Annotated in this window: 19 protein-coding genes and 3 pseudogenes; 15 read left to right on the forward strand and 7 right to left on the reverse strand. The window is 58.0% G+C overall.

Annotated elements, in window-relative coordinates; all coding sequences use genetic code 11:
* Nucleotides 1–168: 168 nt before the first annotated feature.
* From AB4Z52_RS26945 to AB4Z52_RS26995, 11 genes and pseudogenes are all read left to right on the forward strand, one after another.
* The gene (locus AB4Z52_RS26945) at nucleotides 169–771 is read left to right on the forward strand and encodes an amino acid synthesis family protein (RefSeq protein ID WP_442220965.1); all 603 of its coding nucleotides are present in this window, start codon (nucleotides 169–171) and stop codon (nucleotides 769–771) included.
* A gap of 16 nt (nucleotides 772–787) precedes the next feature.
* Nucleotides 788–1,630, forward strand: coding sequence for an alpha/beta fold hydrolase (locus AB4Z52_RS26950; RefSeq protein ID WP_442220966.1), 843 nt, complete (start codon nucleotides 788–790; stop codon nucleotides 1,628–1,630).
* Nucleotides 1,627–2,562: a flavin reductase gene (locus AB4Z52_RS26955; RefSeq protein ID WP_442220967.1), complete on the forward strand. Its 936-nt coding sequence runs from the start codon at nucleotides 1,627–1,629 to the stop codon at nucleotides 2,560–2,562. The genes AB4Z52_RS26950 and AB4Z52_RS26955 overlap by 4 nt, the downstream gene beginning before the upstream one ends.
* Nucleotides 2,559–3,599, forward strand: a complete 1,041-nt coding sequence (locus AB4Z52_RS26960; protein ID WP_442220968.1) for an LLM class flavin-dependent oxidoreductase — start codon at nucleotides 2,559–2,561, stop codon at nucleotides 3,597–3,599. The genes AB4Z52_RS26955 and AB4Z52_RS26960 overlap by 4 nt, the downstream gene beginning before the upstream one ends.
* Nucleotides 3,600–3,604: 5 nt before the next feature.
* Nucleotides 3,605–5,068 carry an aldehyde dehydrogenase gene (locus AB4Z52_RS26965; RefSeq protein ID WP_442220969.1) on the forward strand — a complete coding sequence of 488 codons (1,464 nt, stop codon included), beginning with the start codon at nucleotides 3,605–3,607 and terminating at the stop codon, nucleotides 5,066–5,068.
* 5 nt (nucleotides 5,069–5,073) lie between these two features.
* On the forward strand, nucleotides 5,074–5,406 hold the full coding sequence (locus AB4Z52_RS26970) for an NIPSNAP family protein (RefSeq protein WP_442220970.1): 333 nt from the start codon (nucleotides 5,074–5,076) through the stop codon (nucleotides 5,404–5,406).
* A 37-nt stretch (nucleotides 5,407–5,443) separates the two neighbouring features.
* Nucleotides 5,444–6,454 (forward strand): polyamine ABC transporter substrate-binding protein, encoded by a 1,011-nt coding sequence (locus tag AB4Z52_RS26975; protein ID WP_442220971.1) that lies wholly within the window; start codon nucleotides 5,444–5,446, stop codon nucleotides 6,452–6,454.
* A gap of 117 nt (nucleotides 6,455–6,571) precedes the next feature.
* Nucleotides 6,572–7,444, forward strand: coding sequence for an ABC transporter permease (locus tag AB4Z52_RS26980; RefSeq protein WP_442220972.1), 873 nt, complete (start codon nucleotides 6,572–6,574; stop codon nucleotides 7,442–7,444).
* 1 nt (nucleotide 7,445) lies between these two features.
* On the forward strand, nucleotides 7,446–8,246 hold the full coding sequence (locus AB4Z52_RS26985) for an ABC transporter permease (protein ID WP_442220973.1): 801 nt from the start codon (nucleotides 7,446–7,448) through the stop codon (nucleotides 8,244–8,246).
* A complete protein-coding gene (locus AB4Z52_RS26990; RefSeq protein ID WP_442220974.1) occupies nucleotides 8,243–9,322 on the forward strand; it encodes an ABC transporter ATP-binding protein in 1,080 nt (359 codons plus the stop codon). Before AB4Z52_RS26985 ends, AB4Z52_RS26990 begins: the two co-directional genes overlap by 4 nt.
* Before the next feature lie 67 nt (nucleotides 9,323–9,389).
* Nucleotides 9,390–9,562 (forward strand): annotated as a pseudogene (locus AB4Z52_RS26995) (aldehyde dehydrogenase family protein); the annotation flags it as partial.
* A gap of 284 nt (nucleotides 9,563–9,846) precedes the next feature.
* On the opposite strand, the gene AB4Z52_RS27000 reads toward AB4Z52_RS26995, so the two are convergent.
* Nucleotides 9,847–10,746: a LysR family transcriptional regulator gene (locus AB4Z52_RS27000; RefSeq protein ID WP_442221008.1), complete on the reverse strand. Its 900-nt coding sequence runs from the start codon at nucleotides 10,744–10,746 to the stop codon at nucleotides 9,847–9,849.
* Nucleotides 10,747–10,895: 149 nt separating this feature from the next.
* Here AB4Z52_RS27000 and AB4Z52_RS27005 point away from each other — a divergent pair, with 149 nt between their 5' ends.
* The gene (locus AB4Z52_RS27005) at nucleotides 10,896–11,108 is read left to right on the forward strand and encodes a DUF1127 domain-containing protein (RefSeq protein WP_442220975.1); all 213 of its coding nucleotides are present in this window, start codon (nucleotides 10,896–10,898) and stop codon (nucleotides 11,106–11,108) included.
* 760 nt (nucleotides 11,109–11,868) lie between these two features.
* On the opposite strand, the gene AB4Z52_RS27010 is transcribed toward AB4Z52_RS27005, so the two are convergent.
* Nucleotides 11,869–13,119, reverse strand: coding sequence for an NAD(P)/FAD-dependent oxidoreductase (locus AB4Z52_RS27010; protein WP_442220976.1), 1,251 nt, complete (start codon nucleotides 13,117–13,119; stop codon nucleotides 11,869–11,871).
* A gap of 8 nt (nucleotides 13,120–13,127) precedes the next feature.
* A complete protein-coding gene (locus AB4Z52_RS27015) occupies nucleotides 13,128–13,595 on the reverse strand; it encodes a hypothetical protein (RefSeq protein ID WP_442220977.1) in 468 nt (155 codons plus the stop codon).
* On the opposite strand from AB4Z52_RS27015, the gene AB4Z52_RS27020 reads away from it, so the two are divergent.
* Both AB4Z52_RS27020 and AB4Z52_RS27025 read left to right on the forward strand, forming a co-directional pair.
* Nucleotides 13,580–14,416 (forward strand): transporter substrate-binding domain-containing protein, encoded by an 837-nt coding sequence (locus AB4Z52_RS27020; protein ID WP_442220978.1) that lies wholly within the window; start codon nucleotides 13,580–13,582, stop codon nucleotides 14,414–14,416. The genes AB4Z52_RS27015 and AB4Z52_RS27020 overlap by 16 nt on opposite strands.
* A 139-nt stretch (nucleotides 14,417–14,555) precedes the next feature.
* Nucleotides 14,556–14,705: pseudogene (locus AB4Z52_RS27025) on the forward strand (ABC transporter permease); the annotation flags it as partial.
* A 54-nt stretch (nucleotides 14,706–14,759) separates the two neighbouring features.
* Here the strand turns inward: AB4Z52_RS27025 and tnpC are convergent.
* The 3 genes from tnpC to tnpA are packed head-to-tail and all read right to left on the reverse strand — an operon-like array spanning nucleotide 14,760 to nucleotide 17,186.
* Nucleotides 14,760–16,367 carry an IS66 family transposase gene (gene tnpC, locus AB4Z52_RS27030; RefSeq protein WP_442220979.1) on the reverse strand — a complete coding sequence of 536 codons (1,608 nt, stop codon included), beginning with the start codon at nucleotides 16,365–16,367 and terminating at the stop codon, nucleotides 14,760–14,762.
* Nucleotides 16,368–16,408: 41 nt separating this feature from the next.
* Entirely contained in the window at nucleotides 16,409–16,762 is a 354-nt protein-coding gene (gene tnpB / locus AB4Z52_RS27035; protein WP_018240906.1) for an IS66 family insertion sequence element accessory protein TnpB, read from the reverse strand.
* Nucleotides 16,746–17,186 carry an IS66-like element accessory protein TnpA gene (gene tnpA / locus AB4Z52_RS27040; protein ID WP_442220980.1) on the reverse strand — a complete coding sequence of 147 codons (441 nt, stop codon included), beginning with the start codon at nucleotides 17,184–17,186 and terminating at the stop codon, nucleotides 16,746–16,748. Before tnpA ends, tnpB begins: the two co-directional genes overlap by 17 nt.
* Before the next feature lie 79 nt (nucleotides 17,187–17,265).
* Between tnpA and AB4Z52_RS27045 the strand changes: the two are divergent.
* Nucleotides 17,266–17,862, forward strand: a pseudogene (locus tag AB4Z52_RS27045) (ABC transporter permease); the annotation flags it as partial.
* A gap of 245 nt (nucleotides 17,863–18,107) precedes the next feature.
* On the opposite strand, the gene AB4Z52_RS27050 reads toward AB4Z52_RS27045, so the two are convergent.
* Nucleotides 18,108–19,070 (reverse strand): sugar-binding transcriptional regulator, encoded by a 963-nt coding sequence (locus tag AB4Z52_RS27050; RefSeq protein ID WP_442220981.1) that lies wholly within the window; start codon nucleotides 19,068–19,070, stop codon nucleotides 18,108–18,110.
* Nucleotides 19,071–19,091 lie beyond the last annotated feature (21 nt).

Here is a 19,091-nt window from a genome sequence, read left to right on the forward strand (position 1 = left end):
TGGCAGCCATCTGCTTGCTGAGGTTTAGGGATCCATTAGATCTACTAAACCTCTGTCCTAAAAGGATATTTTGCGTCTCCCTTCGAATTTTCCCCCTTCGAAGAAACCAACTTGACGCGTATGTATTATGGTATACCATAATACATAGTCTTAAAACTGAGGTGTTCGATGACCATTCAAATTCGTAAGACAGGGCTTCTGATCGAGACGACGCTAATTGAGGGCGGTAGATTAGCGCCGGTTCCGTTGAAGTTGTTTTCCGCGTTTGCGGTTGTGAAGAACCCCTGGGCTGGCCGCGGCTTTGTTGAAGACCTCAAGCCCGACATTCATGCTGCCGCCCCGATCCTTGGCGAACTGTTGACCAAGATGATCATCGACGCCGTTGGCTCCGGTGAGACAGTCGAAGCCTATGGAAAGTCGGCTGTCGTTGGCCTGGACGGAGAGATCGAACATGCATCCGCGCTCATTCACACTCTTCGCTTCGGAAATTTCTATCGCCATGCCGTGGGCGCCAAGTCTTATCTCGCCTTTTGCAACACACGCGGCCCTGCCAACGCGCCGATCATGATCCCTTTGATGGACAAGAACGACGAAGGACGCCGCTCGCATTACCTCACCATTCAGACATCAATTCCCGATGCGCCGGCCGCCGACGAGATTGTCGTAGCTCTCGGCGCGTCTGTGGGTGGGCGTCCACATCACCGCATTGGCGACCGCTACCAGGATCTCAAGGATCTGGGGCAAGACGTCGCCAATCCGGCCGGCGTTTGAGAGGGCTGGCGCTGACATGCTGACCGCTGGATCAACCACGCAGAGCGCTACAGCAAATGCCGAAGCAATCTTTGCCCGGAGCCAGACCCTAGGTGGAACGAGCTACCACGAAAAAGGGGCCGGCGAGCCGCTTGTCCTAATCCACGGCGTCGGCATGCGGCTCGAAGCCTGGGCGCCGCAGATCGCATCGCTATCTGCAACCCATCGCGTGATCGCCGTCGATATGCCTGGACATGGCGAAAGCGCGAAGCTGCCTGTGGGCAGTTCTCTTGAGGCGTTTGTCGCCTGGTTCGGACGCTTTCTGGATGACATGGCACTCGACACTGTAAATGTTGCCGGGCACTCCATGGGTGCACTGGTGTCGGGAGGCGCCGCTGCGACGTTTGGAAACCGTATCAAACGGGTCGGCTACCTCAATGGTGTGTACAAGCGCGACCCACAAGCTAAGGCTGCCGTGCTGGCGCGTGCCGCAGCAATTCCTCAGTCGGGTGTCGACAAGGAGGGGCCGTTGCTTCGATGGTTTGGCGACAATCCTGATGGCGCTACCGCCCGTGAACTGACGCGAAAATGGCTGAACCTTGTCGATCCGCAGGGCTATGCTGTCGCGTACGCCGCATTTGCGGGTGGAGACGAGACCTATGCTGATCGCTGGAAAGACGTAGCAGGTCCGGCACTGTTTCTGACGGGTTCGGATGATCCGAACTCGACGCCTTCGATGGCGAGCCAAATGGCCGCGCGCGCGCCTCAGGGCTTGGTCCGTATCGTCGAAGGCCATCGCCATATGGTCAACTTGACCGCTCCGGCAATCGTAAACTCACTGCTTGCGGAGTGGCTATCGCTCGGGGAGGGAACACCATGATGACGCAGGCTGTTGATCCAAGGGCATTGCGCGACGCCTTCGGTGCGTTTCCAACAGGCGTGACGGTGGTGACCGCCTCAGACGAGGCCGGAAACCCGATCGGCTTTACCGCCAATTCGTTCACTTCCGTATCACTCAATCCGCCGCTCCTGCTTGTCTGCCTTGCCAAGACATCGCGCAATTACGCAACGATGACGGGAGCCCGGCACTTTGCCATCAATGTGCTCTCCGAAACGCAAAAGGACGTGTCCAACACATTCGCACGACCAGTCGAAGACAGATTTGCGGCGGTCGATTGGGCTAAAGGCGCGGCCGGTGCCCCGATATTCTCGAATGTCGCCGCATGGTTTGAATGTGCCATGGAACAGGTCATCGAGGCTGGCGACCACGTCATTTTGATGGGACGCGTCGAGACTTTCGACAATAGCGGGCGCAACGGCCTCGGCTACGCGCGCGGCGGCTATTTCACACCAATCCTGGCGAGCAAGGCGGTTTCGGCGGCAACCGAAGGCAACATGGAACTTGGGGCTGTTGTCGAACGCCGCGGTGAGGTTCTGCTTCTGGGTAATGATATCCACTCGCTGCCTGCCTGTGAGGCCGACGATGGCAGCCCGACGGAAAAGCTCCAGGAATACCTGGAGACACTCACGGGACTGAAGGTCAGCATCGGTTTTCTCTATTCGGTCTACGAAGGGAAAAGCGACGGCAAGCAACATATCGTCTATCGCGCGTCGGCTTCGTCAGGTGAGCCTTTAAACGGCAAATTCTTAAAGCCCGATGCGTTGTCTCAGGCACGCTTCAAGACCAGTTCGACCGCAGATATCATCGCGCGTTTCGCGATGGAAAGCTCGATTGGCAATTTCGGCGTCTATTTCGGCGATGAGACTGTAGGTACGGTTCGTCCAATTCCAGTCAAGGGCACACAGCGATGAAATTCTCTCTCTTTGTTCATATGGAGCGGCTCGACGCCGCACAAAGCCACAAGAGTCTCTACGAGGAATTCGTCGCGCTCTGTGAGATCGCCGACAAGGGCGGTATGCACGCAATCTGGACGGGCGAGCACCACGGGATGGACTTTACCATCGCGCCGAATCCGTTTGTCACCATTGCCGATCTGGCCCGCCGCACGACGCAGGCAAGGCTTGGAACCGGGACTATTATCGCGCCCTTCTGGCACCCAATCAAGCTGGCTGGCGAAGCGGCGATGACAGATATCATCTGCGACGGCAGGCTCGACATCGGAATTGCCCGCGGTGCTTACTCCTTCGAATACGAGCGGCTGTTGCCCGGTCTTGATGCCTGGAGCGCTGGCCAGCGAATGCGTGAACTCATCCCGGCCATTAAAGGTGTATGGAAGGGCGACTACGCCCATGACGGCGAATTCTTCAAGTTCCCATCGACGACCTCGGCACCAAAGCCGCTGCAGCACCCGCACCCGCCGATTTGGGTCGCCGCACGTGATCCGAACTCGCACGAATTTGCAGTTGCCAACGGGTGCAATGTTCAGGTGACGCCGCTGTGGCAGGGCGATGACGAAGTCCAGACGCTGATGAGCCGCTTCAACGACGCCTGCGCCAAGAACCCGGACATAGACCGGCCGAAGATCATGCTGCTTCGGCACACCTATGTCGGCTGCAGCGCGCAGGATATCGCCCAGGCCGCACACGAATTGAGCGTCTACTACAACTATTTCTTTGCCTGGTTCAAAAACGAAAAGCCGATAGCGCAGGGCCTGATTGAACGCATTCCGGACGAGGATATCCAATCGAACGCAATGCTCTCGGCTGAGGTCATGGTCACAAACAACGTCGTCGGAAACGCGCAAACTGTCATTGGCCGCCTCAAATCCTACGAAGCGCTCGGCTACGACGAATACTCCTTCTGGATCGACACCGGCATGAGCTTCGAACGCAAAAAAGCGTCGCTCGAGCGCTTCATCGCCGAGGTCATGCCAGCATTTGCGGAGTGAAGCCCATGCAGCGTTTCCAATATTATATCGACGGCGAATTCTCCGATGGCGAAGCTCGCTATCCAAGCATCGATCCCGCGTCCGGCAAGGTCTGGGCGGAGATGCCGGAAGCACGCGAAGCGGATGTCGATCGTGCTGTGAGTGCCGCCGACAGGGCAATGTATGAAGGGCCGTGGTCGAAGATGACCGCGACGCAACGTGGCCGGCTGCTCTACAAGCTTGCTGACCTCGTTGCTGCAAACGCTCAGACGCTTGCCGAACTTGAGACGCGAGACACCGGCAAGATCATCCGCGAGACATCCGCTCAGATTGCTTATGTCGCCGACTATTACCGCTATTATGCCGGTATCGCCGACAAGATCGAGGGATCCTATCTGCCGATCGACAAGCCCGACATGGACGTCTGGCTGCGCCGCGAACCGATCGGCGTCGTTGCGATGGTCGTGCCTTGGAACAGCCAGTTGTTTCTCTCCGCCGTGAAGATCGGACCGGCGCTGGCTGCCGGCTGCACTATGGTGGTCAAGGCCTCCGAAGATGGCCCGGCACCGCTTCTCGAATTTGCGCGCCTCGTTCATGAGGCAGGCTTTCCGGCCGGCGTCGTCAACATCATCACCGGCTTTGGCGCATCCTGCGGGGCAGCGCTTGGCCGTCATCCGAAGGTCGCGCACGTCGCCTTCACAGGCGGACCGGAAACTGCACGGCACGTCGTTCGCAACTCGGCGGAGAACCTTGCGTCCACTTCGCTCGAACTTGGTGGCAAATCGCCCTTCATTGTCTTTGCCGACGCCGACCTTGCAAGCGCAGCCAACGCCCAGGTCGCCGGCATCTTTGCCGCTACCGGACAAAGCTGCGTAGCCGGATCGCGGCTGATCATTGAGCGCAGCGTGAAGGATAGGTTCGTTGCGTTGCTGAGGCAGAAAGCAGAGGCAATCAAGATTGGCGCTCCGCTTGACATGGCAACCGAAGTCGGCCCACTCGCCACACAGCGTCAGCTGGATAACATCTCGGCCCTTATCACCAGGTCAGTTGAAAGTGGCGCCCGTCTTGTTACGGGCGGCCAAAAAATGGGCGGCGACGGATATTATTTTCCGCCCACAATTCTCGACTGCGACGACGTTTCCTCGCCGTCCCTTGTCGAAGAATTTTTCGGTCCTGTCCTTTCCGTTGTGTCGTTCGAGACTGAGGCCGAGGCACTGAGGCTTGCAAACGATAGCCGCTACGGCCTGGCATCGGGCGTTTTTACGCAGAACCTAACCCGCGCTCATCGTCTGATGAAAGGTCTGCGAACAGGCATCGTCTGGGTCAATACCTACCGCGCCGTATCGCCAATCGCTCCGTTCGGTGGCTTTGGCCTTTCGGGCCATGGCCGGGAAGGCGGCATGGCGGCAGCACTCGACTATACCCGCACAAAGACGATCTGGCTGCGCACGTCAGACGATCCGATCCCCGATCCCTTCGTGATGAGGTGACGCCAATGTTCTACGAGATCCGGACCTACAGACTGAAGAACGGCGCCATCCCGCAATATCTCAAGCTGGTCGAGGATGAGGGAATCGAAATCCAGAAGAGCCATCTCGGCACGCTGGTCGGTTACCTCTTTTCGGAGATCGGCACCATCAACGAGATCGTCCATATCTGGGCATTCACCAGCTTGGACGATCGGGATGCACGGCGCCAAAGGCTGGTGGCCGATCCACGGTGGCAGGCTTTCCTGCCCAAGATTCGCGACCTGATCGAGGTGGCGGAGAACAAGATTATGAAGCCAGCAAACTTCTCTCCCAAGGAGCCAAGCCCGCTGACGGCATAACGCAGACCTAGACCAACCAAAACAAGGATAAGGGAACATGAAAACGACATTCGCATTTGCGGCATTTGCCGCTCTCATGGCTGTATCCGCTACAGCCAAGGCCGACAATCTCGTCTTTTCGAGTTGGGGAGGGACGACGCAGGACGCGCAGAGGTCTGCATGGGCTAGCCCGTTCATCGCCAAAACCGGCACCAATGTCTTACAGGACGGCCCCACCGACTATGGCAAGCTGAAGGCCATGGTTGAGGCCGGTCAGGTAACTTGGGACGTCGTTGATGTCGAAGGTGACTACGCCGCGCAAGCAGGCAAAAGCGGCCAGCTAGAAAAGCTGGACTTCTCTATCATCGACAAGTCCAAGCTCGATCCGCGCTTTGTCACCGATTACTCGGTTGGCAGCTTCTACTATTCCTTCGTGATCGGCTGTAATGTCGATGCCGTCAGCGCCTGCCCGAAGACATGGGCGGACCTTTTCGACACTGCGAAATTCCCCGGCAAGCGCACCTTCTATAAGTGGTCGGCACCCGGCGTGATTGAGGCTGCATTGCTGGCCGACGGCGTTCCGGCCGACAAGCTCTATCCGCTAGATCTCGATCGCGCCTTCAAGAAGCTCGATACCATCAAGTCCGATATCGTCTGGTGGTCGAGCGGTGCGCAGTCGCAGCAACTGCTTGCATCAGCCGAAGCGCCGTTCGGCAGCATTTGGAATGGTCGAATGACCGCGCTTGCCGCCAGTGGCATCAAAACCGAAACGTCGTGGAAACAGAATATCACTGCAGCGGATTCGCTCGTCGTGCCAAAGGGCGCGCCGAACCTCCAGGCCGCGATGAAGTTCATTGCACTGGCGACATCCGCGGACGCGCAGGCCAAGTTTGCAAAGGCAACCGGGTACGCGCCGACCAATATCGGCTCAGCGAAATTGATGGATCCTGAGACTGCAAAGACGCTTCCTGACCAGCAGACGGCAAGCCAGGTCAATGCCAATATGGCCTATTGGGCGGACAACCGCGATGCGATCGGCAAACTCTGGTACGCGTGGCAGGCCAAGTAGTCCGGAACTGCCATTCAGCAGGCACGGCGTGTGAATGCGCGCCGTGCCTAGACCGCAGCGCCCGTCCCGGCAATAGGATGTTGGCGCCTGTTTGAATTCGCCGACGGGAGGACTTTCATGTCGATCTATAGTGGTGCTTCCAGCCTGGCTGTGCCGGTGCCAAAGGCGTCCAGGCAGACAGGTTTCGGCGCGGCTCTTCCGGCTCTCATATTCGTCGGCATCTTTTTCATCGCTCCTGTCGCGGCGCTATTGCTGCGAAGCGTGTTGGAACCCGTGCCCGGTCTTGGCAACTATGTAGAATTGCTCGGATCCTCGACTTATCTCAAGATATTCGCCAACACCTTCATCGTCTCGAGCCTCGTCACCGCGATATCGCTGCTGATCGGCTTTCCTGTCGCATGGGCTTTGGCGATTATGCCTGGACGGCTGGCGTCCGTGGTTTTTGCAATCTTGCTCTTGTCGATGTGGACCAACCTGCTTGCGCGCACCTATGCCTGGATGGTGTTGTTGCAACGGACGGGTCTTATCAACAAGATGCTGATGGGCATGGGCCTGATCGACAGGCCTCTAGCGCTCGTGAACAATCTGACCGGTGTCACGATCGGCATGACCTACATCATGCTGCCTTTCATCATCCTGCCGCTCTACGGTGTGATCAAAAAGATTGACCCGTCGACCCTGCAGGCAGCAGCGCTCTGCGGGGCGAACCGATGGCAATGTCTTACGCGAGTTCTCCTGCCTTTAGCCATGCCGGGCATGGCGGCCGGTGCACTTATGGTCTTCGTTATGTCACTCGGCTACTTCGTCACTCCGTCGCTTCTGGGCGGTACGGCGAACATGATGCTTGCCGAGCTGATCGCGCAATTCGTGCAGTCGCTGGTCAACTGGGGAATGGGAGGCGCGGCGGCACTGGTTCTCCTCGTTGTGACGCTATCGCTTTATGCCGTGCAGTTGCGCTTCGTCCGCAGCCAGAACGCGGGAGGACATTGATATGTTGCTCAATTTCGACCGCCTTGGCTGGTGGAAATACATTCTTCTCGCGATAACGGTTCTCACCGCAGCCTTCCTATTGCTGCCGATCATCTTTATTGCCGCACTGTCCTTCGGCTCATCGCAGTGGTTGATCTTCCCACCTCCCGGCTGGACGCTTCAATGGTACAGTGATCTCTTTGCTGATCCGCGCTGGCTGGAATCGGCTTGGACGAGTTTCAAGATCGCCGTCATTGTGACGATTTTATCGGTTCTGCTCGGACTTGTGACATCCTTCGGATTGGTCCGAGGCTCGTTCATGTTCAGGGATGCCCTGAAGGCTCTTTTCCTCACCCCGATGATCCTTCCCGTTGTGGTTCTGGCGGTTGCCCTCTACGCCTTCTTCCTGCGAATTGGCCTTGGAGGGACGATGGTGGGTTTCGTGATATCCCACCTCGTTCTGGCATTGCCATTCTCGATTCTTTCTATCTCCAATGCGCTGGAAGGTTTCGACAAATCGATCGAGGACGCGGCCGTGCTTTGCGGGGCATCTCCTTTGGAAGCAAAGATCAGGGTCACTCTGCCTGCGATCAGCCATGGGCTGTTTTCTGCGGCCGTCTTCTCGTTCCTGACGTCCTGGGATGAGGTCGTGGTGGCAATCTTCATGTCCAGCCCGACGCTTCAGACACTGCCCGTGAAGGTTTGGGCCACGCTGCGGCAAGACCTGACGCCGGTCGTGGCCGCCGCATCGACCCTGCTCATTCTCTTGACGATCATCTTGATGGCCCTTGTCGCCGTCGCACGCAAGGTACTGAAACAATGAACGATTCTTTCCTTCAGATCAGAGGTATCCGCAAGGAGTACGGCCCGATTGTCGCTGTGCATGATGTCAATCTCGACGTTCGGCGTGGCGAGTTCCTGACCTTTCTCGGGCCGTCCGGATCGGGCAAGAGCACCACCCTCTACATCCTGGCCGGCTTTGAAAATCCGACGAAGGGAGACATCACCCTTGAGGGGAAGACCCTGCTGACCACGCCGTCGCACAAGCGCAACATTGGCATGGTTTTCCAACGCTACACCCTGTTTCCACATCTCACCGTGGGTGAGAACATAGCGTTTCCGCTGAAGGTCAGGCGCAAGACGAAGATCGAGATCGACACCAAGGTCAAGGAGATGTTGCGCCTTGTCAGGCTCGAAGGGTTCGAGGACCGCAAGCCTGCGCAAATGTCCGGCGGCCAACAGCAGCGCGTCGCCCTTGCAAGAGCGCTTGCCTATGATCCGCCGGTACTATTGATGGATGAGCCGCTTTCTGCGCTGGACAAGAAGCTGCGCGAGGAAATCCAGCACGAAATACGCCGGATCCACCAACAGACTGAAGTGACGATCCTCTACGTGACGCACGACCAGGAGGAGGCGCTGCGCCTTTCCGATCGCATCGCCGTATTCTCGAAGGGGGTCATCGATCAGATCGGGACTGGCCCCGAGCTCTATGCCAACCCACGGACCCGCTTTGTTGCCGAATTCATCGGCGACAGCGACTTCATCTCTTGCGATCTTCTGTCGTCGGCCGATGGACAGGCGACCATCTCCATTGGTGGCGACGCGGTGTTCAACCAGATCCCCGTGCATGGCAAAGCTGCCTCCGGCACCAGGGCAGCCCTAATGCTGAGGCCCGAGCGTATCAGGCTGTCGCGCAATGGGGGGGCATCAAAGGGTCTCGCCGCGACTGTCAGCGACATCACCTTCCTTGGCAACAACGTTCACGTTTCAACCGAAACGGCGGCGGGCGAGGCGCTGGCTGTGCGCCTGCCATTCGGCCATGAGGCGATCATAGGGCTTAGCCGTGGCGATCGCGTGCATTTGGATTTCGATCCCGGTGCTGCTCACGTCTTCTGCTGAGAGCTGTCCCGTGAAACTCAATGATCCCACATTCTGCCGTCAAGCCTGCCAGGTCGCAGATGGTTGGCCACTCTCTCGCTTCTGTGTCCAGGACGATGTCATCACACAAATAAACGATACGGAGTTCGGTCCTGGCTCATATCTCTGCGCGCAGGATCTATCGCGCCTATTTCGCGGGGTCGACGCGCTGGAACATGGGTGGTGCGTGTCGATACCGGGCCAATCTCCACCGCCGAGGCTCGGTGCTCCCTGCCTGTCGCAGATGCAATATGAGGCCACACCCCATGTTCGGACTTCCTAGGAATTTACACATGTTTTGGTTATCGACGCTTTTCAAAGGAACCGCGCGACTTTTGCCTCGAAGAAGGAGCCCCAAATCTGGCGATGCGTCGTGTTCTAAGACCAAGACACCGAGTCTCAGCCAGTCACAGCCGGCCGGTTTCTATGAGATGCATACCGGCTGGCTGGAATTCTGATGGCGGGGCGTTTGGGAGGAGGCGTTGCCAGGCCGAGGCTGACTTGAGTTAGTCCTTGAACGCGCGAAGACATCTCATGACTTCGCGCAGGCCCTTTGTCAGATGCTTGTCACGCCGGACAACCATTCCGAGCTGACGGACTAGCCTCGGCTTCACAGGCGATGTCGTGAGGTAGCTCGCACGATCACGCTTCAAAGCCAGACCGGGAAGCACCGACCAGCCTAGTCCCGCCGCCACCAACTCCTTGATCGCTTCAACGCTGCCGAATTCCATGGCGGCCTGGCTACGGATGCCCGCCGCTTCGAACCATTCGTCGGTCGTACGTCGGGTGTTGCCGCCCTCGTAGAGCATCAGGATCTTGCCATTCAGAAATTCCGCATCCGGGCCTTCCTCCGGCATCATGCTCCCCTTAGGGGCGACGGCAAGGAGTTCGTCGTCATAGAACGGTTCGATCGCCAGTGAGCGCCCAGAGGCAGGGAGCGTCACAACTGCGAGGTCCAACGCGTTGGTTTCCAGATCTCTGAGCACCTCACCCGTGTTGCCGATGCGGACGATGATCTCCAGTCCCGGCATGCGCTTCTTTGCCGCCGCGATGGCACGGGGCAGGAGGTGGATGGACGCCGTGCCGCCGCTGCCGATCCGTACCCGTCCGACGGCACCTTCCCTGTAAGGTGTCATGGCTTCCTGGGCAGACGAACAGTCCTCAAGAATCCGGCGCGCATGGGCGAGCAGTTCGACGCCGGCCGGAGACGGCTGTGCCCGCCGTCCAACGCGCTCGATCAGCCGGACGCCAAGCCGTCGCTCGAGTAGCTTGACCTGCAGGCTTACGGCAGGCTGCGTCAATCCAGCTTTGTCGGCGGCGGCCGTGAAGCTGCCGAGGTCGACAACGTTGACGAAGGCGGCGATCTGATCGAGGTTGAGCACCAAAGAATTCCTTATCGATTCCATCAGTTCCATAAGCTTCTTTCGGAGCCTGCGCCAGAGCATTCTAATCTGGCTGCGCCCATCGGAAACATTCCTGGCAGCCATAAGCCGCAAGGGGTTCGCCGATCCCGTGGGACCCGTCAGAGATGGATTTTGAGTGAGGATATTCTGCAATGACGAACGATGTCGAGAACCTGCCCGCTGACAAAGGGAGACGGAAGCCGATCCGCCTGCGGGCAATCGTGCTGCGCGCGCTGCTTCACTGGTCAGACAAGCGCCGTAGCCGACAGGTCCTCTCCGAACTCACCGACGAGCGGCTTTGCGACATTGGTCTGACCCGCTCCGAGGCCCGGGGCGAGGTCAACAAGTCCTGGTTCTGGGGATAGTCGGCTACGGTAAAAATGGGCAATGGGTGACGCCTTGCCTCTGGGTGTCGGCGAGTTGGGGTTCAGCGAACAACGGTCAACCCACCCATCAGCGTTTCGTTCCGCCGTCGTAGGCAGCTTCGGCCGACAAAATTGAAACCGTAGCCCCGCCGCTGCGAGTTCTGCAGGGCTACGGTCTCCGGCCCCGCCAAAAATCGAGGCCGCACTCAGTTTTTGAGAATATTGTAGATTGGACTTTTGCCAAAGGGCTACATAAGGGCGCCCGGCTAGTGCTTTCGTTCAACGGAACCTACCCGGACACCGTGGGGTGTGGAGCGGAGGCGATGACCCTCCATCCAAACGGCAATGCTCGCATTGAGCTATGCTGTGGTACCGCCTGGTGCCTTGACCTCTTCATCTCGTCGGCAAAAGCGTGACCTGTCGCCCACCGGCAAGATCTCAGCGACATCAGATCTGGATGGGCCCCGTGAGCGGATACGCGGAGCGTTGCTCTGCAGAGCCTGGCGGCACAAGCGGATCGCCTTCGATTGCAATCGCCGGCCAGATTGGAAAATCAAAAAAGCGGGTCACTGACTTTGAATGGCTTTCGGGGCATTCTGCAATATTGGAGCGTTGCGCGTAAACTGGGCGAAACACTGCGCTGCGTTGCACTGTCGACGGCAGCGATAAGCAGCTTCACTTGAGGAAATCGCCGCGGCGTCGACGAGATAATGCGGGTCTGCTTTTGGAAATGGACAGATGGTGACGCGAGACGCTTCATTCACTTTCGAAAGCGTTTCGGCGAAAAATCCCCGGCGACCGTTTCATCAGTGTTTCGCCCAACGAGGTTTGCAATTAAGCGGCTCGTCACGGCCGCGAGCGTCAATCCAAGATGACCATGGCCAAACGCGTAAAGAATGTTGGAACTAGTGCGGCTGCGGCCTATCACCGGGCGCGAGTCCGGAAGAGACGGCCTGAAGCCAAGCCATTTTGCCGAGGGACGCCCGATGTCTGGGAAATGCCGACGGACGCCGCAATCCAGAAAATCAAAACGGCGCATGTTGGCCGCGCCATCCGTTCCGCCCAATTCGACGGTACCTGCAACACGTAGCTTGCCGGTCAGCGGCGTCATGTAGAATCCGAGATGCGTGGGGCAAACCGGGCGTTGAAGACGCGGGCTCTCCGTTTCGTATTCCAGATGGTAACCGCGTTCTGTTTCCAGAGGGATATTGTCGCCTGCCTGCGATGCCAGCCCTCTGGAGAATGCGCCCGCCGCGATGACGACAGTCTTTGCATCAAGTGCAAAATTGGATCCAACCAGGCGCGTGCCGTCCTTTGCCGCAGACAAGCCGTCCACCCGCGCTTGACAAAATGTCACGCCTTTGGCTTCTGCTGCGGCTAAGAGGTGACGCATCAGTTCGGCCGGATCCGTCACGTTCATGGAATCGGGGAAAAGGATTCCGGTCCCTTCGAACGGGGGGAGTGTCGGTTCGAGCGCCGCCACCTGTCGTGCGCTCAGGATTTCCTGATGGACGCCGAGTTCCGACCGTATCGTATGAGCCCATGATGTACTGGAAAAGGATTTCGCGCGCGGTTGCAGGTAGAGGCAGCCGTTTCGCCGCAGCAAGAATTGCGCCCCGGCCTCGGTGGCCATCTCCTCCCAGGCCGGCAATGCCTCCTTGAGCAGACCGGCAAGCGCGATTGCGTTGGCGCGGGCAGGGGCGGGGAGCGACTGATAGGCAAACTGCGCGATCCATGGCGTGAGTTGAAGCGCGGTCGGCCAGCGCAATGAAAACGGACTGTCCTTGTGCAACAAAAGATGCGGCAGGCTTTTCAGAATGTCCGGGTTGCCCACCGGCACGCATGCGTAGTCGGCAAATGTGCCTGCGTTCCCGTAGGAGGCGCCGGAGCCGGGTTCGTTGGGATCGATCAGCAGGACTTCGTGCCCTTCGCAGGCAAGCCTGAGCGCAATGGCGAGACCCACGACGCCCGCGCCGATAATCGCAATTTCCGTGTTTTCTGGATTGCGCATCGACGTTCCTAAACAAACCCTGGGATTTGCAGATGGCCGGCGTCGAGCAGTTCGCGCATGATTTTCAACGCACGGCGCAGATCTTCCTGGGAACGTGCGGCGCCGATATTGATACGGACACCGTGCTGGACCGGCTCACGCCCGACGGCGAAGGCATCACCCGGCAGAACGCTCACGCCGCGTTGCAGACAGGTTCTTGCAAACCCGGCGCCTCTCCATGGTTCGGGCAGTCGCAGCCATGCATGAGTGGAGGTCGGATAACTGTGCAGATCGAAGCCACTCAAAATCTCCGAAAGGATGGCTTGTCTTTTCGCCAGCTCCTGCTTCTGGGCCTCAATGATTTTCACAGCTGTGCCAACCAATTGAAAATTATGGCGGCTCGTAGAGCCGCCAACATCATCGGCAGTCGGCAAAAAGACCGACGGCGATAAAAAATCAACCAGAGTGGAGAACAAAAACGATGAATTTGAAAACACTTTTCGGTGCCGCGGCCATTGCGTTGGCCACGGCAACCATTCCGGCCACAGCAAAGGAATGGAAAACCGTCACCATCACCACTGAAGGTGCTTATGCACCTTGGAACATGACCAACTCTGACGGTTCGCTTGGCGGTTTCGAGCCTGAATTGATGAAGACGGTCTGCGAGCGCGCCGAGCTTGACTGCAAGTTCGTCGCTTCCGATTGGGATGGAATGATCGCAGCACTGAATGCAAGTAAATTCGACGTCATCATGGATGCGCTGTCGATTACCGAAGAGCGAAAGCAGACGATTGAATTCACAGCTCCCTACGCTTCAACACCGGCATCCTTTGCGACGGCGTCCGACAGCGACCTGATGAAGGCGCCGGGCTCCAACTCTTTGATCAAAATGACGCCAGGAGAGACTGGCGTGAAAGAAGTAGAAGCCCTTAAGACTGCGTTCAAGGGTAAGACGATTGGCATTCAAGCGGCAACCGTCTACGCGAGATTCGTGTACGACAACTTCGGTTCCATTGCTACGATTCGCGAATACAAGACCGGCGGCGAGCGTGATCTCGACCTTCAAAACGGGCGCATCGACCTCGGTTTCGACGATACTGCTTATTTCAAAACTGCCTTTGACGCAGCTAAGGGCGCACTTGCCTTCACTGGTCCGGAAATTGGCGGCTCCATTTGGGGCGAAGGCGAGGGCTTAGGTCTTCGCAAGAGCGATACTGATCTCCGCGACAAGTTCAACGAAGCGATCAAGTCCGTGATTGCGGACGGGACACTCAAAACGCTCTCGATGAAGTGGTTCGCCACTGACGTTTCACCGTAACTTATATCGGCATTCGCTTGGCGCCTGACCGCCTGTCAGGCGGATGCCGCTACAGTTCGCTATTCACCCCGCGCCGAAAGGCGCGCCAACCGCAGCATGCCTTCGGCTTCGCTCGGCAAGGCATGAGAAACGCAGTACGATGGATATAGCATTTCTCAGCCAGACCATGGTGACCTTGCTCAAGGCCTTACCGATGACGCTGGCGCTATTTTCGCTGTCAGTGGCGCTTGGATGCATTCTGGCGCTGCTAATCGTTTGGATGCGGATTAGCAGCAACCCTATTCTGTCGTAAGCGCTCATTTCGCTGCGCGTTGACGCATTGGATTGTGACGCCCGCAGCGGCTTATGCGGCAGTGGATTTGGCGAAGTTAAATGGAAGCAGATCGTCGATATTGGCGCCGTCCGGACGCTGCGGCGATTCGGTGAAGACGTGTCGCAACCAGGCGAATGGCTCGACGCCACAGGCGCGACAGGTCAGCATAAGGCTGTAGATGACGGCGCTTGCCTTGGCCCCGTCGACAGTGTCGCAAAATAGCCAGCTCTTCCTTCCAGTGGCAAAAACTCTGATATCGCGTTCCAATAAATTGTTGTCGATCGGCATCCTGCCGTCTTCGGTGTAGCGGGTCAGATATTGCCACTGGTTTCGCGTATAGGAGATCGCATCGCCGAGCTTGGTGTCGGGCACGACCTTGGGGGCCATCCTGTCGAGCCACTCCTTCAGGGCATCAAGGACTGGAACGCTATGCTTCTGGCGCAAGCGCCGGATGCAATCGGCCTGCGTTTCGCCGTCATCCGGCTTTTCGTCCCGCACCTGCCTTTCAATCCGATAGAGCTGGTCGAAGAACTTCAATGCCTGCGCGGGCGGCCCGCTTTGTTTCTTCCCGGCCTTGAAGGCGTTGACGAAGCGTCGCCTGGCGTGAGCCATACACCCGACATGCGTTGCGCCCTTCAGGGTGCGCCAGCCCTGATAGCCGTCGCTCATCAGGATGCCGCGATAGTCACCAAGGAAAGTCTGCGGATGCACCTGCCCACGACCGGGCTGATATTCGAGCAGTACAACCGGCTCGAGGCTGTCCTTTCCGCTGCGATAGGCCCAGATGTAGGACCCGTCGGTTGCTTTCCTGTCCTTTTCCTTCAGCACCTGCACCGTGGTCTCGTCACCGTGAATGACGCTCTGCGACAAGAGCCGCTGCTTCAGTGCATCGTAGATGCGAACGAGGTGCTTTTCGCTGGAACCGATCACCCAATGGCCAAGAGCGCCACGGCTGACAGGGACGCCAGCGCGCTCGAAGGCCTGTGCCAGGCGATAGAGCGGTGTGCCGTCGACATATTTATGAACAAGAGCAAAGGCCAGCGTCGAGGCCGTGGCAATACTGCCCGGCAAGGGCTGTGCGGGCATCGGCGCGATGATAACGGGAGTGCTGATATCGGTGCGCTCGCAGTTGCGGCAAGCATACTTGGCCCGGGCATTCTGCAGCACTGTGGCCTTCACCTCGATATGCAGCTGCTCGGTGACGAGTTCGCCCATGCGATGCAACGGATGGCGGCAGCACGGACAGGTCTTCTGATCGTCGGCAAGGTCATATTCAACGCGTTGGCGTGGCAAATTTGCCGGAAGAGGTTTACGCCCGCGCTTGCGGCCTTCGGGCTTTTCCACCTCTGGCAATCCCGTGTCGGGAAGCTCAGTGGCGTCGGTCTCGTCATAGTCGGCCCAGCCCTCATCAGCATCGGCCTCGAGAGCGGCCTTCTCGGCTTCATTGAAGACGCGGTCCATATGCTTTTCGCTGCGCGGCGCAAAACGATGCAGTTGCGCAAGCGCCAGTTCTTCCTCGAGCTTGAAGACACGCTGCTCAAGGGCGTCTCTCTCAACCCGCAGCGCGGCGTTCTCAGCAGCATTTGCCGCCAGAAGCGCCATCAGTTCCGCAACGGTCGGGGTGCCGGCTCGTGTCATCGTAGCTTTGAATCTGAGCCGCCCCGCTTCGTCAACAGCCTTCAGCCGACAAACTCATATTGTCGAACAGGATGGCGCACCATCGCGTCGAGATCGATGCCGTCAAGCAGCCAGCGCAACTGTTCGGTATCGAGCGTCACGACCGGCGCCTCGCGGCGGGGCCAGCGAAACCGGTCTTCGGACAGAGCTTTCAATACAAGCACGAACCCTGACCGCTCGAAGAACAGGAGCTTCATCCGAGTGCGCCGGCGGTTGCAAAAGACGAAGACAGCACGCTCGAACGGGCTCAGGCCCATCGACTGCTCGACCAGGATCGCCAGGCTGTTGATCCCCGCACGAAAGTCGATCGGGTCCCGGTGAAGATAAACGCGAAGATCGTCAGCCAGCCGGAACATTGCACCGCCCCAAAACTTCGATCATCGCGGAAAGGGCCCGCTCATCCAAATCCTCAAGCTCAAGCCGCACACCATTTGGCAAAGACGCAATCAGCCGCATTCCTGCCGATGATGGCCGGGCCGGCATGTCGGGCTGCCGCGAAATCGGCAACGCTGCAACCACCGGAACAAAGGCCGACGTTTCCTGTCCTGCAACAACCGTCAAACCACCCTGGGCCTGCCGATCTCGGCGAAGCTTCACCCAGTTGCGTAACTGATTGGCGTTGACGCCGTGCGCCAGTGCCAGACGGGCAACCGATACCCCGGGCTTCATCGCAGCGTCGATCAGCCGGTCTTTCTCGACGGGATCGAAACGCCGCTTCCCGTTGGAAAGAACCTTCACAGCCCGAAGATCCCCTGAGCCCTTCAAGATATCCAATGTCATTGTGTCCACAGTCTCCATTGTGGACACAGACTCCTTCATTCGCTGTTCAGTGAACAGGTGCGGCGAATTGTGCGCTTACATTCTGTCTGGCTTTGCCAAGGGGTACATTTTTATCTTCCGCGGCTCGCCGCTCCTTATTCAGATGTTCCTGATTTTCTATGGTATCGGCCAGTTTGGGGTTATTCGCCACAGTATCGTTTGGCCATTCCTACGCGAGCCCTTCATCTGCGCGGTGCTGTCGCTGGCACTTTGCGACGCCGGATATTCGGCTGAAATCTTTCGTGGCAGCATTCGTGCAGTTTCACCGAAGGAAATTGAAGCCGCACGCGCGATCGGCATGTCGGGCCTTTTGCTTGTGCGCCGGATTATTGCCCCAATCGCCCTACGACACGCGCTGCCGTCCTATTCCACCGAAATGGTGCTGATGATGAAGTCCACCGCACTTGCGAGCCTCGTGACCGTCTGGGAAGTGACAGGTGTAGCGCAGCGTTTGATCTCTCAGACCTACCGAACGATGGAAGTCTTTCTGTGTGCGGCAGCTATTTATCTGATACTCAATTTCATTATCGTACAGGCCTTTGCGCTACTGGAACATTATCTTTCCGCGCATCGTCGCGCTCCCTCATCGGTGACCGCCAATATCTCGACCAACCAGGTCTCAATGGGGCGAGAATAACAGGCGCACTGCGACTTTCAGTTCATAATGTTCCTTCAAGCAGGCGGCCAAATACGCTTGTCGCGCCTGCACCGACAGCATCGTTCGGGGGGCGGGCATCAGCTCGCTCTATCCAGGCGGGACTGCCAGCGGAGGCCACGGCCTCCCGTGTGTTGGTCTCCAACTAGGCCGATCATCTTCCCCTGTACGTTTGGTAACAAGATCCTTAGCGCGACCCTCATGCCTTCAATGACCGAGCCCTGTCTTCACACGGGATTTAGATCGATGAGTTTCTGGGCGGTAAATTTATCGGTCACCAGAGTGTCGATGATGCCAATCCGCAGCGCTCCGGCTATCGCAATCGTCTTTTTCTCCCCGCCGGCAAGCGCGATTACACGATCGACCTTTGCAAGATCATCCAAGGAAATCCCCATCACTCTGTCATCGAGTGGGGTCTTGACCGCCTGGCCTCGCGCATCAAAAAAACGCAGCGAAATATCCCCAACCGCTCCAGCATCGGCGAGATCAGCCAGTTCGCGCGAGGAAAAAATATTGCCGGAGCGGGCAAGAAGCTCAGACGGTTCGACTGCGCCGATACCGACAATGGCGACGCTGATTGAGCCGAACAGCTCGATGGTTTCACGAACAAACGGATCGGCCATCATGAGAAGTTTCGCTTCTCTTGAGCTGATCACGCCCTGAACGGCCAAAAGTTTCGGTTCAGCCCCGGTCAATCGGGCCAGTCTCGTTGTCAGCTGTGTCGCATGTGTCTGAACGGAGGGATCGCCCATGCCGCCAAGCGTTTGGACGATATATTTTGCCTGTGCGCTTTTCTGAGGATGAATGTTTTCCACCATCTTGAAAATGGTCTGGCTCCAGCTCGAGACACCTATAATGTCACCGGCCGACAGGGTGACCTCAAGAAGATGCGCTGCAGCCTCCCCGATCCGGGCCATGATGGCGCCCTCGCGATCCTCCGAGCATTCCACGACGATGGCCTCGGGCAGATTGAAGCGCGCACGGAGTGCGCCTTCCAGGTCCGTATAGGTGCCGACGGGTGGAATTACGGTGGTTCGTACAATGTCTTCGGCTTCTGCCCGCTTGAGCATCCGCGAAACGGTGGCCTGCGAAAGTCGCAGGCGCTTTGCGATATCGGCCTGCCGTTGGCCCTCGATGTGGTACATCTGCGCCACGCGGGATATCAAACGAAGTTCATTGATGCGTCCCATGTTCGTCCCAGCGGTGAATTT

It is taken from the genome of Rhizobium sp. 2YAF20 (assembly GCF_052114685.1).
Taxonomy (GTDB): Bacteria; Pseudomonadota; Alphaproteobacteria; order Rhizobiales; family Rhizobiaceae; genus Rhizobium.

Bases quoted from the DNA above. Each gene is read 5' to 3' on its own strand.
- AB4Z52_RS26955 (WP_442220967.1), top strand. From the start codon at position 1,627: ATGATGACGCAGGCTGTTGATCCAAGGGCATTGCGCGACGCCTTCGGT.
- AB4Z52_RS26950 (WP_442220966.1), top strand. From the start codon at position 788: ATGCTGACCGCTGGATCAACCACGCAGAGCGCTACAGCAAATGCCGAA.
- tnpB (WP_018240906.1), bottom strand. From the start codon at position 16,762: ATGTTCCGGCTGGCTGACGATCTTCGCGTTTATCTTCACCGGGACCCG.
- AB4Z52_RS26985 (WP_442220973.1), top strand. From the start codon at position 7,446: ATGTTGCTCAATTTCGACCGCCTTGGCTGGTGGAAATACATTCTTCTC.
- AB4Z52_RS26960 (WP_442220968.1), top strand. From the start codon at position 2,559: ATGAAATTCTCTCTCTTTGTTCATATGGAGCGGCTCGACGCCGCACAA.
- AB4Z52_RS26975 (WP_442220971.1), top strand. From the start codon at position 5,444: ATGAAAACGACATTCGCATTTGCGGCATTTGCCGCTCTCATGGCTGTA.
- tnpA (WP_442220980.1), bottom strand. From the start codon at position 17,186: ATGACATTGGATATCTTGAAGGGCTCAGGGGATCTTCGGGCTGTGAAG.
- AB4Z52_RS26990 (WP_442220974.1), top strand. From the start codon at position 8,243: ATGAACGATTCTTTCCTTCAGATCAGAGGTATCCGCAAGGAGTACGGC.
- AB4Z52_RS27020 (WP_442220978.1), top strand. From the start codon at position 13,580: ATGAATTTGAAAACACTTTTCGGTGCCGCGGCCATTGCGTTGGCCACG.
- AB4Z52_RS26980 (WP_442220972.1), top strand. From the start codon at position 6,572: ATGTCGATCTATAGTGGTGCTTCCAGCCTGGCTGTGCCGGTGCCAAAG.
- AB4Z52_RS27010 (WP_442220976.1), bottom strand. From the start codon at position 13,119: ATGCGCAATCCAGAAAACACGGAAATTGCGATTATCGGCGCGGGCGTC.
- AB4Z52_RS27000 (WP_442221008.1), bottom strand. From the start codon at position 10,746: ATGGAATCGATAAGGAATTCTTTGGTGCTCAACCTCGATCAGATCGCC.
- tnpC (WP_442220979.1), bottom strand. From the start codon at position 16,367: ATGACACGAGCCGGCACCCCGACCGTTGCGGAACTGATGGCGCTTCTG.
- AB4Z52_RS27050 (WP_442220981.1), bottom strand. From the start codon at position 19,070: ATGGGACGCATCAATGAACTTCGTTTGATATCCCGCGTGGCGCAGATG.
- AB4Z52_RS26970 (WP_442220970.1), top strand. From the start codon at position 5,074: ATGTTCTACGAGATCCGGACCTACAGACTGAAGAACGGCGCCATCCCG.
- AB4Z52_RS26965 (WP_442220969.1), top strand. From the start codon at position 3,605: ATGCAGCGTTTCCAATATTATATCGACGGCGAATTCTCCGATGGCGAA.
- AB4Z52_RS26945 (WP_442220965.1), top strand. From the start codon at position 169: ATGACCATTCAAATTCGTAAGACAGGGCTTCTGATCGAGACGACGCTA.
- AB4Z52_RS27005 (WP_442220975.1), top strand. From the start codon at position 10,896: ATGACGAACGATGTCGAGAACCTGCCCGCTGACAAAGGGAGACGGAAG.